Genomic DNA, 12,628 nt, shown 5'->3' on the forward strand with positions numbered 1-12,628 from the left:
GCCGGTACACTTGAGCGGCCATGCTTGTACTGACCATCGACACTTCGACAGCCGATTCGGCCGTCGGCCTTGTGCGGTGGTCCCGTGAAGATGAGTCTTGGCTCCTGCTCGGCGAAGAGCGCTCCCTGGGGAACGTCCATGTCGAGCAGTTGGCCCCGATGATCGAGCGGGCTCTCGGCGAAGGACGCAAGGACGAGCTGGAAGCTGTCGTCGTCGGCCTCGGGCCTGGCCCGTACACCGGGCTGCGGATCGGGATCGCGACCGCCGCCGCGTACGGCGACGCGCTCGGACTGCCGGTCTACGGCGTGTGCGGTTTGGACGCCATCGCGGACGAGGCGCTCGGCTCCGAGCCGGAGACCAAGAATCTGCTGGTCGTGACGGACGCCAAACGGCGCGAGGTGTTCTGGGCGCGCTATCGCGACGGACAACGGACCGAGGGGCCGGGCGTCTGCAAGCCGTCGGAGCTCCCCGAGCTGCTCGGCGGCTTCGTCCCTGAAGCCGTCGCGGGCGCGGCATACCTGCTCGACGGAGGGGCGCTGCAGGACGTGCGGAAGTCGTGCGTCGTCGCGCCCGCTGCGGCCGGTCTCGCCCGTTCCGCCTCGCGCGCGATGCTCGCGGGCGAGGCTCCAGCGCCATTGGCCGCGTTGTACTTGCGTCCGCCGGACGCCGTGCCGCCCGCCTCGATGAAAGGGGTTCTGTCATGACGACCTGGGCGACGGTGGACGCGCTGCGCGAGGTCGACCTGCCGCGCGTCGCAGAGCTGGAGCAGATCTTGTTCCAAGAAGAAGGACCGTGGACGCTCGCGATGGTCAAGGGCGACCTCAAGGCCGCCCACACCCGTTACTTCGCGGCTCGGGATCTCACCGGACTCGTCCTCGGCTACGCGGGCGTGGCGCTGCTCGGCGAGAGCGCCGAGGTCGTGACGATCGGCGTCGACCCCTCGGCCCAGCGCGCGGGAGCGGGCCGGGCGCTGCTCGGCGCGCTTTTGTGCGAGGCCGAGGGCCGCGAGGTGTTCCTCGAAGTCCGGGTGGACAACGAGCCAGCCATCAAGCTGTACGAGACCGAAGGCTTCGAGAGGATCGCGGTGCGCAAGAACTACTATCGCCGCGTGGGCAAGGACGCCGTGATCATGCGCCGCCCTGCGGACTTCGGCGAGGGCGCGTGATCGTTCTTGGGATTGAGACGAGCTGCGACGAGACCGGCGCGGGGATCGTGCGGGTCGAGTCGGACGGCGCGCTGACCCTGCTCGCCGACGAAGTCGCCTCCAGCGTGGCCGAGCACGTGCGGTTCGGCGGGGTGGTGCCGGAGATCGCGGCCCGTGCGCATCTAGAGGCGATCCGCCCGACCGTGCGCCGGGCGCTTGAGGCCGCGCAGATCGACAAGCCCGACGCGGTGGCGGTCACCATCGGCCCCGGTCTGATCGGCCCGTTGTCGGTCGGGGTCGCGGCGGCCAAGGCCTACGCCCTCGCCTGGGGCGTTCCGCTGTACGCGGTGAACCACCTCGGCGGGCATATCGCGGTGGACCAGCTCGAACACGGCCCGCTGCCGCGCTCGGTGGCGCTCTTGGTCTCCGGCGGGCACACGCAGATCCTCAAAGCGGAAAGCCTCGTCGAGCCGCTGGCCGAGCTCGGCGCGACCGTGGACGACGCGGCCGGGGAGGCGTTCGACAAAGTCGCCCGCCTGCTCGGCCTCGGCTACCCCGGCGGACCCGTGGTGGACAAGCTCGCCCAGACCGGCGACCCTTCGGCCGTGCGATTCCCCCGGCCTATGACCGGCCCCAAGGACGCCAAATACGACTTCTCGTTCTCGGGCCTGAAAACAGCGGTGATCCGGTACTTGCAGGCGAACCCGGACCATGTGAAAGCCGATGTGGCGGCGGGGTTCCAGGAAGCGGCGGCGGACGTGCTCACCGCGAAAGCCGTCGCCGCCGCGAAGGAGCACGGCGCGACCACGCTGGTGCTCGGCGGCGGAGCCTGCGCGAACAGCCGCATCCGGGCGCTCGCCGACGAGCGGTGCGCGGCGGCGGGGATCGAGCTGCGCGTGCCACGGCCTCGGCTGTGCACCGACAACGGCGCGATGATCGCCGCGTTCGGAGCTGGTTTCGCGGCGGCGGGGGCGAAACCGTCGAGCTTGGACGTGAGCCCCGCGCCGGGGCTGGACGTGGGCGTCAGTTTGCTCTGAAGTTCCTTTTGGGCTTATTCGGCGAGCATGCCGTTCGCTTGCGCGGCTCGGCCTTGTCGGTGCGCTGTCGTACCGTGATTTCGAGCGGTGGATTCTCGCCGTGCGGGTGCGACGGGGCAAACGCTCCGGGGCTCCTTGAGCAGGGAGGAGGAGAGGGTGAACACCTTGAACACCACCCTCACGCTCCTCGCGGTGATCCTCTTGCTGCTGAGGGACTTAGTCATCCTGAGGGTGATCATCCGCCAGCGGAAGCAGTAACTCCGCATGCCGGGAGGTTCGGCGCGGCAACACCGGGCCTCTCGGCCCTACGATGCCGAGTGTACCCCCATCCTGCGACGAAAGCCAAGGGTTGGCGCACAGTCCGTCCGTGCGGCGCGCTCAGAGCGCAAGCAGGTTTTTCGCGAAGCAGTTCGAATAGGCGAGGAGTTCGTGGGTGTAGGGCGGGAAACGCGGAATGCGGTGGTAGCCCTCTTTCTCATAGAGGCGCACCGCGTCCGGCTGCAGGTCCCCGGTTTGCAAGATGAGCCGCGCCGAGCCCGCCGCGCTGGCCGACTCCTCCGAAGCCCGCAGCAACGCCTGCGCCACTCCGGTCCCTCGGCTCTGCGCCGCGACGAACATCCGCTTGAGCTCGAGTTCCCCGTCGTTCCACCGCAGCGCCGCGTGCCCGACGGGCGCGCCGTCCTCGGAGTACGCCACGAGGGTGGCGTGCACGGTCTCGGGATCGACGTCGTTGTGCCCGCTCGCCTCCGGCGGCAGCAGTGTGCGCCGAGCGGCGTACCTCGGGCCGACTTCGGCGGCCATCGCGTCCCGCAGCAGCTGCGCGTCGGGGTGCGCCCACGGCACATGCCGCACCACGAGTCGTCCCGGCTTCGGCATGGCCGACAGTGTAGGTCCGGTCAGCCGTCCACGAGCGCTTTGACCGAGGCCTCGATCTCCTCGCCGGTGGGCCCTGGCTGCGCGACGAACGCGGTGGCCCGGTAATACCGCAGCTCGCGAATGGATTCGACGATGTCCGCGAGCGCCCGATGCGCGAGCCCTTTTTCGGGCTGGTTGAAATAAATCCTCGGATACCAGCGCCGGGACAGCTCTTTGATCGTGCTCACGTCGACCATGCGGTAGTGCAGCCACGCGTCGAGCTCGGGCATGTCCTTGGCGAGGAAGGAGCGGTCGGTGGCGATGGAGTTCCCGGCCAGGATCGCGGTGCGCGGGGCGGGGAAGCGTTCTTTGACGTAGGCGAGCACTTTGGCCTCGGCCTCCGCGAGGGAGAGCGTCGCGGCGCGCACCGCGTCAGTGAGCCCGGAGCTGGCGTGCATGTTGGTCACGTACTCGTCCATCTGGGCGAGCTTGTCCTCCGACGCGTGGATCACCAGGTCGATGCCCTCGTCGAGGATGTTCAGATCGCCGTCGGTGACGAGGGCGGCGATCTCGATGAGCTGGTCGTGGCCGGGGCGCAGTCCCGTCATCTCGCAGTCGATCCACAGCAACCGGTCTTTCGCGTCTCCCATCGTCATTTCCCCCCGTAGAAGCGGTACATGATCTTCGCGTAGAGCGGTCTGGGCAGGTAGTTCGCGAGCGCGGACTGGACCTTGTGCGCGGCGGTCGGGGCCACCCGGAGCGTGTTGCGCCGCAAGCCCTCGACCGCGGCCCTGGCGGTCTGCTCCGCGCTCGCCCACAAGAACGCGGGGGACTTCGTCAGCGGCCCGGCGACCAGCTCGGTGCGGACGATGCCGGGGGCGAGCAGAGTCACGTTGACGCCGCGATTGCGCACGTCGAAGTGCAGCGCTTCGGCGAACGTGTTGAGGAATGCCTTAGTCGCCGAGTACGTCGTGGTGATCGGCACCGGGCCGTTGCCCGCGATCGAGCCGGTGACGATGACGCCGCCGCTGCGGCGCGCGAGCATCCTCGGCAACGCGGCGAGGACGAGGTCGTAGGCGGCGGCGACGTTGAGCTCGACCTCGGCCCGCTCCTGCGCCAGGTCGAGCTTGCCCTGCCAGAGCCCGGCGGTGACGAAGCCCGCGTTGCTCACGAGGATCGACACGTCGGTCTCGGCGAGCTTGTCCACGAGCTTTTGCCGCGCGTCGCGGTCGGTGAGGTCGACCGGCCAGGTCTGCGCCTCGACGCCGTGCCGGGCGCGGATCTGTTCGGCCACCTCGGCGAGCACGTCGGCACGCCGGGCGACCAGGAGCACCGGGTAGCCCAGCGCGGCGAGTTCGAACGCGATGGCCTTGCCGATGCCCTGCGAGGCCCCGGTGATCACTGCGGGCTGCCCTTGGGCGGGAGGGGGAAGTGGCATGAGGCTCCTTAGAAGATCAACTCTGGATATTCTAAGACGCGCGCTTTGGGCGGTTTTTGCCTGCTCACTTCCTGCCGACCAAGAGCTGCGAGGCCCGCCCGTAGAGCCCGCGCGCGCTGTAGAGCGCCATCGCGGTCTGGATCTTGTGCGCGAGGATGGGGACGACGCGGAGCTTGTTCTTGACCAGGCCGTCGACGGTGGCTTTCGCAGTGTGCTCCGCAGAGGCGGTGAACAGCGAGGACGAGAACAGCCCCGCCTTGAGGTCGTCTTTCAGCGCGGTCTCGACGAAGCCGGGCGCGAGCAAGGTGACATGGACCCCTTGGGATTTGACGTCGAAGTGCAGGCTCTCGGCGAAGGTGTTCACGAAGGCCTTCGTCGCGGCGTAGGTGCTGCCGGTCGGGAAGACGTTGTTGCCCGCGTTCGAGCCGGTCAGGACGACGCCGCCGCTGCGGCGCTTGAGCATCTTCGGCAGGACCGCGAGGGTGTTCTCGTATGCGGCGACGACGTTGAGCTCGACCTCGGCGCGTTCTTTCGCGTAGTCGAGACCCTTGTGCCACAGGCCCTGGGTCGCGAAGCCGGCGTTGGCGACCAGGATGGACACGTCCAGCGAGGCGAGCTCCTCCTGGAACGCGCTCCGGGCTTCCGGATCGACCAGGTCGACGACTCGGACATCCGCGCCCACCTTGTATTTCTCACGGATTTCGGCGGCGAGCGCTTCCAGCAGCTCGCCTTGGCGGGCGACGAGGAGCACCGGGTAGCCGCGCGCTGCGAGCTCGTGGGCGATGGCCTTGCCGATGCCGAGCGATGCTCCGGTGATCACTGCGGGCTGGTCTGGGGACGGCGGGGGCAGCGGCATGGGGGCTCCTTCGGGGCGGGGTTGGCGCGGCACAGTTTACGCTATGCGGTGTAATAAGTTGCACTATGGGGTATAACGCAGTTTATACAGTCAAGTGTAAACCGTGCCGCGCCCGGCCTCACAGCGCCGCCGCGAGTTCCGTCCCCTGCCGGATCGCGCGCTTCGCGTCGAGTTCGCCCGCGAGCAGCGCCCCGCCGACGACGTGCGCCCGGACCCCCTTCGCGACCAGCTCGTCGTACAGCCCGCGCTGGGACTCCTGGCCGGCGCAGACGACGACATTGTCGACCTCGAGCAGGCGCGGCTTCTCCCGGTTCTCGCCGAAGGTGATGTGCAGGCCCGCGTCGTCGATCCGCTCGTAGTTCACGCCGGAGATCTGCTCGACCTTCTTCGCCTTGATAGCTGCGCGGTGCACCCAGCCAGAGGTCTTGCCGAGCTTTTTGCCGAGCGGGCCGGGGGTGCGGGCGAGCAGGTACACCTCGCGGGGCGAGGGCGAGGGGATCGGCTTGGTGATCCCGCCCCTCGGCCCGCCCGTCTCAGGGGTGACGGGGTCGGCGACGCCCCATTCCTGGCGCCATTCCTTCAGATGCAGCGTGGGGGACTCCTCGGTGGTGAGGAACTCGCTCACGTCGAAGCCGATGCCGCCCGCGCCGATCACCGCGACCCGCTTGCCGACAGGCTTGCCCTCCTTGACCACCTCGGGGTAGGAGAGCACCATCGGATGGTCGATGCCGGGGATCTTGGGGGTGCGGGGGCGACCCCGGTGGACACGACGACGTCGTCGAAGCCCTCGGCGGCGAGCTGCTCGGCGCTCACCCTGGTGTTCAGCCGGACGGTCACCTTGTGCTGCTCGAGCTGCTTTTGGAAGTAGCGCAGGGTGTGGGCGAACTCCTCCTTGCCGGGGATCTTGCTGGCGATGAGGAACTGCCCGCCGATGCGGTCGTCCGCCTCGTAGAGCGTCACGGCGTGGCCGCGCTCGGCGAGGGAGACCGCGGTGGCCAGGCCCGCCGGGCCCGCGCCGACGACGGCGATCCGCTTGGTGCGGCGGGTGGGCAGGAGCTGCAGCGTGGTCTCCCGGCCCGCGCGCGGGTTCAAGAGGCAGGAGACCGTCTTGTGCACGAAGGCGTGGTCAAGGCAGGCCTGGTTGCAGGCGATGCAGGTGTTGATGAGCTCGGACTGGTCGGCCGCGGCCTTGTTCACCCAGGCTGGGTCGGCGAGCAGGGGCCGGGCCATGGAGATCAGGTCGACGTCGGTGTCGGCGAGGATCTGCTCGGCGGCCTGGGGCATGTTGATCCGGTTCGAAGCGATGACCGGGACGTTCACGTGCTGGGCGAGCGCGTGGGTGTAGTCCACGAAGGCCCCGGAGGGGACGGAGGTGACGATGGTCGGCACTCTGGCCTCGTGCCAGCCGATGTCGGTGTTGAAGATGTCGACTCCGGCGGCCTCCAACTCCTTGCCGAGGGCGACGATCTCTTCCCAGGTCTGGCCCTCCGGGACGTAGTCAACCAGGGAGATCCGGAACTGGAGGATGAAGTCGGGGCCGACCGCCTCTCGGATCGCCTTGGTGATCTCGACCGGGAAACGGCGGCGCTTCTCCGGGGTGCCGCCCCATTCGTCGGTGCGCTTGTTGGTGAGCGGAGCGAGGAACTGGTTGATGAGGTAGCCCTCGCCGCCCATGACCTCGATCCCGTCGTAGCCCGCGTACTTGGCGAGCTTCGCGGCCTTGGCGTAGTCGCGGATGGTGCTGCGGACCAGCCAGCTCGGCATCTTCCAGGACTGGAACGGGGTGGTCGGGGCGCTGGTGGTGGAGGCGGAGACGGAGAGCGGGTGGAAGGCGTAGCGTCCGGTGTGCAGGATCTGCAGGAGGATCTTCCCTCCGTGCTCGTGCACGGCCCTGGTCACCTTCCGGTGCGACCGGGCGACCAGCTTCGTGTTGAACTGCCCGAACAGAGGCGCGGTGGAGCCGAGGAAGTTCGGGGAGTACCCGCCGGTGACGATGAGGCCGACCCCGCCCTTCGCGCGCTCGCCGTAGTACGCGGCGAGCTTGTCGATGAGCCAGGGGTAGTCCTCGTACCCGGTGTGCATCGAGCCCATGACCACGCGGTTCTTCAGCTTGGTGAAGCCGAGGTCGAGTTCTGAGAACAGATGCGGGTACGGGGTGGCGGAACGGTCAGTGCTGGTGGTCACTGGTCTCTCCTTCTTCGGGTTGGTTGGTGGTGCTGAGGGCCGCGATAGTCTCGTCGAGCCATGCGATGAAGCCTTCGGTTTGGCGGATGCCGCCTTCGAGGACGAGCCGTTGGTGCAGATAGGCTCCGGTGAGCTTGCCATCGGGGAAGTGGCGCGCGGCGCTGTCCTGGTAGTGCTGCAGCGTTCGTTGCGCCTCGTCTCGCTGCGCTTTGAGGTCTTTGAGCACCGCCTCTGGTTCGCCGTGGCGCAGTCCGCGCAGTTTGACGGCCAGCTCCCAGCGCAGCGTCGGCGGGGGGCTGGGTTCGGCGATCCACTTCGCGAGTTCGGCCCTGCCGAGGTCGGATATCGAATACATCTTCTTGTCCGGCTTGCCGTCTTGCTCGATCACTTCGAACGTGGCCCAGCCGGCTTCGGTGATGCGCTTGAGCGTGCGGTAGATCTGCTGGTGGGTGGCGCTCCAGAAGAAGGAAATGGACTTGTCGAACCTCCTGGCCAGCTCGTACCCCGAGCTGGGCTGCTCTGCGAGCGAGACGAGGAGGGCGTGTTCCAATGCCACCGCCCCAGGATAGTGCGGTGCAAAAAACTATGCAACTCGTTGCAGTGCAACGAGTTGCTGCCTAGTTGCGCATGATTGTTTCGGAGTCCGGGCGCACGAGCCGCCGCTTGGGCGGCGGGGTCTTGGGGGTCGGCGGCGGCGGGAAGCGCTGCAACAGCTCGCCGAACAGGGCCACGGCGGTCACCAGCGCGCCGAGCCTCGCCCTCGGCCAGCTCGCCCCCCGCTCGGCGAGCGCTGCGGCGAATTTGTCGACCAACCGGTCGCCGAACAGCGGGTTCGTGCAGATCGACGCGGCGAACGCGATGAACGAGCCGACCTGCTGGGAGAGCGGAATCTGCGCTATGCGCCGTGGCTGGGCCTGTAGCAGGTCGGGGACCGTCGCCGCCGCGCCCGCCGCGGAGCTTGCGACCAGCGCGGCGCGGGTGAGGAGCCGTTCGCGCCGCGTGAGCGGCAGGTCGGGAACGGCCACGTAGGCTCCGAGCCCGAGCGCGCCCAGCACTCCGAGCCACCACGGCGGAAGGAAGTCAGTCCGAGACATGACGACATGATACGGCTGCGCGCGTCAAGCGAGCGAGTGCCGCCAGGCGCTGTGCAGCTGCGCGAAGCGGCCCTTCCCTTCGCCCGGCGCGGCTTCGATCAACTCGTCCGGCGCGCCGTCTTCGAGGATTTTCCCGTCCCCGACCACGAGCACGCGGTCGGCGATCTCGACGGTGGAGAGCCGGTGCGCCACGATGATCGCTGTGCGGCCCGCGAGCAGCGCGCCCAAGGCCCGTTGCACCACCCGCTCGCTCGGGATGTCGAGGCTGGCCGTCGCCTCGTCGAGCACGATGACCTTCGGAGCCGCGAGGAAGACCCTGGCGAAGGCGACGAGTTGGCGTTCCCCCGAGGAGAGCCGGTCGCCGCGTTTGTGCACCGGCGTGTGGTAGCCCTCGGGCAGCGCCATGACGAACTCGTGCGCTCCGACGGCCTTCGCGGCCTCGACCACCTCGTCGAGGGTCGCGTCCGTTTTCCCGAGCCGGATGTTCTCGAAGATCGTGCCGGAGAACAGGTACGGCTCCTGGGTCACCATGACGACCCGTTTGCGCAGCTCGGCGTCCGCGATGTCCCGAAGGTCGACGCCGTCGAGGCGGACCGACCCCGAAGTCGGGTCGTAGAACCGCGCGACGAGCTTGGCGATGGTCGACTTCCCCGCCCCTGTTTGCCCGACCATGGCGACGACCTGTCCTGCGGGGATGGCGAGCGAGCATTCCGGGAGCACGGGCGGGCCGCCGGGGGAGTAGGAGAACGTCACGCGGTCGAAGACGATCTCGCCCTCGTCCTTGGCGGGGACGACCGGACGTTCCGGCTCGGGCACGGCGGGGCGCTCTTCGAGCACTCCGGAGATCTTCTCCAGCGCGGAAGCCGCCGACTGGTACATGTTGAAGACTTGGGCCAGGGTTTCGAGCGGCTCGTAGAAGTTCCGCAGATACATCAAGAACGCGGCGAGCACGCCGACCTGCGTGTCGCCGTGGATCACCCGCCAGCCGCCGACCAGCAGCACGGCCACCGTCGAGAGGTTGTCGACCAGGCGGGAGAAGCCGATGTAATCCGCCATGTTCACGGTGGCGGCGACCGTGGTCGCCTGATACTCGGCGTTCTCCTCGGCGAGGATCTCCTCGTTGCGCCGCTCCCGCCGGTAGGTCTGCACGGCGCGGACGCCGGTCATCGTGTCCACGTAGTGCGTGATCACTCTGGCGATGGCCCGGCGCGCGCGGCGTTGGGAGATCCGCTGGAGCCGTGCGGAGCGGCGGGTCATCAGGACCATGGGGATAAAGCCCGCGACCCCGATGAGCGCGAGCGGCGCGTCGAGCCAGAACATGATCGCGGTCATGCTGATCAACGAAAGAACGGCGTTCATCGACTCGACGATCGAGCCGCTCAGGAATTCCATGAGCGTGTCCATGTCGTTGCCGAGCCTGGCGATCACTTTGCCCGAGGTGTAGCGCTCGTGGAAGGCGATCGAAAGGCGCTGGGCATGGGCGAACACCCGAGTGCGCAGCTCGAACAGCATCTCTTGGGCGAGTATGGCGGATTTCGTCGTGGAGGCGTAGTTCAGCCACGCCCCGAAGACCATCATGAGCAAGAGCGCCAGCCCCGCGAGGCCGAGCGCCGACCATCCCCCATGGATCGGCAAGCCGATAATATCCGTGGGAGGCTCCCCCGCGCCTTTCGCGGCGCGGCCGATGCCCGAGTCCAGCCCGTACGCGACGAACAGCGGCGTCAACACGAAGCAGGCGTTGTCTGCCAGCACGATCCCGAGGAAGGCCCAGAGCTTGCGAAGGCGCGGGCGAACCAAGTCGAGCAAGAGCGCGCGGGAGCGCCTTGCGAGGACCAGGCTGCCCTTTTTATCGGGTTCCTCGTCTTCTTTCGCGACTCCGCGCCAGTCCTGATCAGACATGGGTCTCCTCCGCGACCGCGCCCATGACGTGGCGGTAGTGCTCGGAGCTGGCGAGCAGGTCCTCGTGGGAGCCGACGGCTTCGATCCTGCCGTCCCAGACGAGCGCGACCCGGTCCGCGAGCGCGGCGGTGGACGGCCGGTGCGCGACGAGCAAAGTCGTCGTGCCGCTCAGGGCTTTCCGTAGTTTGGCCTGCACTTGAGCCTCGGTGTCCACGTCGAGCGCGGAGAGCGGGTCGTCGAGCACGAGTACCTTGGGCTGGCCGAGCACCGCGCGGGCCAGCGCGAGCCGTTGGCGCTGGCCGCCGGAGAGGCTCAGGCCCTGCTCGCCGACGCGGGTGCGGTCCCCCCAGGGCAGTTTGGCCACGAACTCCGTCGCGGCGGCCAGTTCGAGCGCGTCGGCGACTTCTTGGTCTGTGGCTTCCGGCTGGCCGAGCGCGACGTTCTCCCGGACGCTCGCGGAGAAAAGCACCGGCTCCTCGAAGGCGACGGCGATCTGGGCGCGCAGATCGCTCAGACGCAGCTCGCGGATATCGACGCCGTCCAGGGTGATGCGCCCGGACGTGGCGTCGAGCAGCCTGGGCACGAGGTTGGCGAGGGTGCTTTTCCCCGACCCGGTCGGCCCGACGAGCGCGAGGATCTCGCCGGGCTCGATCCGCAGCGACACGTCTGCGAGCACCGGGGCGGCGGAGTCCGGATAGCGGAAGCCGACGTTCTCGAAGACGAGTTCGCCCCGGACCGGCTCGGCCAGCTCGCGCGGGCTGGCCGGATCGGCGATGGTGATCGGCCGGTCCATAAGCTCCCAGTGACGGACGGCGGCGTTCGTCGTGTTGAACAGATCGCCCAGCAGCAACGAGATCGAAGTGAGCGGCCAGTTCAGGTACATGACCAGCGAGATGGCGGCGACGAGGGTGCCGAGCGTCCAATGCCCGTGCGGGACTCCCCAGCCGCTCACCAGCAGCATCGCGGTGACCGCCAGCACGGGGGTGGCCCCGCTGACCATCCACAACGACGCTTGCAGCCTGTTCTCGCGCAGCTGCAGGGCGCGAAGCTCGTCTGCTTGCGCGTTGTACTGGGCGATCGAGTCGGGGCCCGCGCCGAACGCTTTGAGCACCCGGATGCCGAGCACGGATTCCTCGACCGTTGTCGTGATGTCGCCGACGAGGTCTTGGACTTGACGCGAGACCTGGCTCCACGCTCGCTCCAGTTTGCTGGTGGTCACCAGCATCGGGATCTCGCACAGGACGAGGATGACGCCGAGCGGCCAGCACAGGACGAGCATCGTGACGGTCACGGCAATGATCGCCACCGTGTTCACGATGAAGAACGGACCGAAGAACGCCACGAAACGACGCAGCTCGCGCAGGTCTTCCACGCCTCGCGAGAGCAACTGCCCCGAGTCCCAGACCGCGTGCTCGCCGATGGCGAGACGCTGCGCGTGCGAGAAGACTTTGGCCCGCATGCTGGTCTCCAGCTCCGCGGACGGACGCGCGCTCACGCGTCGCCTGCCCCAAATCGCCCCGGAGTCCACGAGGCCAAGCAGCGAGACGATCACGACCGGCCAGAGCAGCCCCCGAGCGTCGGCGCGGGAGATCGGCCCGTCCACCACGTGTTTGACGATCAGCGGGATGGCGATGCTAGTGACCACGGAGAGGAGGATCAGCCCAAGAGCCAGGCCGATGCGGCCCGCATAGGGGCGAACATCCGGCCAGAGGCGCCGTAGCGCCGCGCTGCCCGAGGGAGGTTCCGTCATGCCCTTATTCTTAGCGCACAGGACTGACATTCTCGACCCGATTTTCTGCCAGAGCGGCTAGCCGCTCTGCTGTTTCTGCAGCGCAGCCTGGTCTTCTTGCAGTTCCCGGTACGCGAGCCTGCCGATCAAGTGCGCGAGCACCGGCGAGGTGAGCAGCGCGAAGAGCGCGATGAGCACGAGCATGCCGAGGTCCGCGTTGTGGCGCAGCCGGATCGCGGCCCCGACGCAGGTCAGCACGAGCCCCAGGGCCTGCGGCTTGGCCGCTGCGTGCATCCGGGTCAACGTGTCAGGGAATCTCACGATCCCGAGCGCGGAGGTGAACGCGAGGACGGAGCCCGCGAGGATGAGCAGGGCGGCGGCGATGTCCATGG

At 68.3% G+C, this 12,628-nt stretch carries 12 protein-coding genes and 1 pseudogene; 3 read left to right on the forward strand and 10 right to left on the reverse strand.

Annotated elements, in window-relative coordinates; genetic code table 11:
- Window positions 1–20: 20 nt before the first annotated feature.
- The 3 genes from tsaB to tsaD are packed head-to-tail and all read left to right on the forward strand — an operon-like array spanning window position 21 to window position 2,181.
- On the forward strand, window positions 21–704 hold the full coding sequence (tsaB, locus tag HMPREF9336_RS04880; protein ID WP_007469585.1) for a tRNA (adenosine(37)-N6)-threonylcarbamoyltransferase complex dimerization subunit type 1 TsaB: 684 nt from the start codon (window positions 21–23) through the stop codon (window positions 702–704).
- Window positions 701–1,165, forward strand: a complete 465-nt coding sequence (gene rimI, locus HMPREF9336_RS04885) for a ribosomal protein S18-alanine N-acetyltransferase (protein WP_007469587.1) — start codon at window positions 701–703, stop codon at window positions 1,163–1,165. The genes tsaB and rimI overlap by 4 nt, the downstream gene beginning before the upstream one ends.
- Entirely contained in the window at window positions 1,162–2,181 is a 1,020-nt protein-coding gene (gene tsaD / locus HMPREF9336_RS04890) for a tRNA (adenosine(37)-N6)-threonylcarbamoyltransferase complex transferase subunit TsaD (RefSeq protein WP_007469588.1), read from the forward strand. The genes rimI and tsaD overlap by 4 nt, the downstream gene beginning before the upstream one ends.
- A gap of 378 nt (window positions 2,182–2,559) precedes the next feature.
- Here the strand turns inward: tsaD and HMPREF9336_RS04895 are convergent, their stop codons facing one another.
- The 10 genes and pseudogenes from HMPREF9336_RS04895 to mnhG all read right to left on the reverse strand — a co-directional run bounded on the left by HMPREF9336_RS04895 (window position 2,560) and on the right by mnhG (window position 12,626).
- Window positions 2,560–3,057 carry a GNAT family N-acetyltransferase gene (locus HMPREF9336_RS04895; protein WP_040584635.1) on the reverse strand — a complete coding sequence of 166 codons (498 nt, stop codon included), beginning with the start codon at window positions 3,055–3,057 and terminating at the stop codon, window positions 2,560–2,562.
- A 20-nt stretch (window positions 3,058–3,077) separates the two neighbouring features.
- Window positions 3,078–3,686, reverse strand: a complete 609-nt coding sequence (orn, locus tag HMPREF9336_RS04900) for an oligoribonuclease (protein ID WP_007469592.1) — start codon at window positions 3,684–3,686, stop codon at window positions 3,078–3,080.
- Window positions 3,687–3,688: 2 nt separating this feature from the next.
- Window positions 3,689–4,474, reverse strand: coding sequence for an SDR family NAD(P)-dependent oxidoreductase (locus HMPREF9336_RS04905; RefSeq protein WP_007469594.1), 786 nt, complete (start codon window positions 4,472–4,474; stop codon window positions 3,689–3,691).
- A 64-nt stretch (window positions 4,475–4,538) separates the two neighbouring features.
- A complete protein-coding gene (locus HMPREF9336_RS04910) occupies window positions 4,539–5,330 on the reverse strand; it encodes an SDR family NAD(P)-dependent oxidoreductase (protein WP_007469596.1) in 792 nt (263 codons plus the stop codon).
- A gap of 118 nt (window positions 5,331–5,448) precedes the next feature.
- Window positions 5,449–7,421, reverse strand: a pseudogene (locus HMPREF9336_RS04915) (FAD-dependent oxidoreductase).
- A gap of 76 nt (window positions 7,422–7,497) precedes the next feature.
- Window positions 7,498–8,070: a PadR family transcriptional regulator gene (locus HMPREF9336_RS04920; RefSeq protein ID WP_021030130.1), complete on the reverse strand. Its 573-nt coding sequence runs from the start codon at window positions 8,068–8,070 to the stop codon at window positions 7,498–7,500.
- A 61-nt stretch (window positions 8,071–8,131) separates the two neighbouring features.
- Window positions 8,132–8,608, reverse strand: coding sequence for a hypothetical protein (locus tag HMPREF9336_RS04925; RefSeq protein ID WP_021030131.1), 477 nt, complete (start codon window positions 8,606–8,608; stop codon window positions 8,132–8,134).
- Between the two features lie 24 nt (window positions 8,609–8,632).
- Entirely contained in the window at window positions 8,633–10,507 is a 1,875-nt protein-coding gene (locus HMPREF9336_RS04930; RefSeq protein ID WP_007469604.1) for an ABC transporter ATP-binding protein, read from the reverse strand.
- Complete coding sequence (locus tag HMPREF9336_RS04935; protein ID WP_156920295.1) at window positions 10,500–12,257, reverse strand: ABC transporter ATP-binding protein; 1,758 nt, start codon at window positions 12,255–12,257, stop codon at window positions 10,500–10,502. Before HMPREF9336_RS04935 ends, HMPREF9336_RS04930 begins: the two co-directional genes overlap by 8 nt.
- Before the next feature lie 57 nt (window positions 12,258–12,314).
- On the reverse strand, window positions 12,315–12,626 hold the full coding sequence (gene mnhG / locus HMPREF9336_RS04940; RefSeq protein WP_007469608.1) for a monovalent cation/H(+) antiporter subunit G: 312 nt from the start codon (window positions 12,624–12,626) through the stop codon (window positions 12,315–12,317).
- Window positions 12,627–12,628: the final 2 nt, after the last annotated feature.

The organism is Segniliparus rugosus ATCC BAA-974, assembly GCF_000185725.2.
Classification (GTDB): Bacteria; Actinomycetota; Actinomycetes; order Mycobacteriales; family Mycobacteriaceae; genus Segniliparus; species Segniliparus rugosus.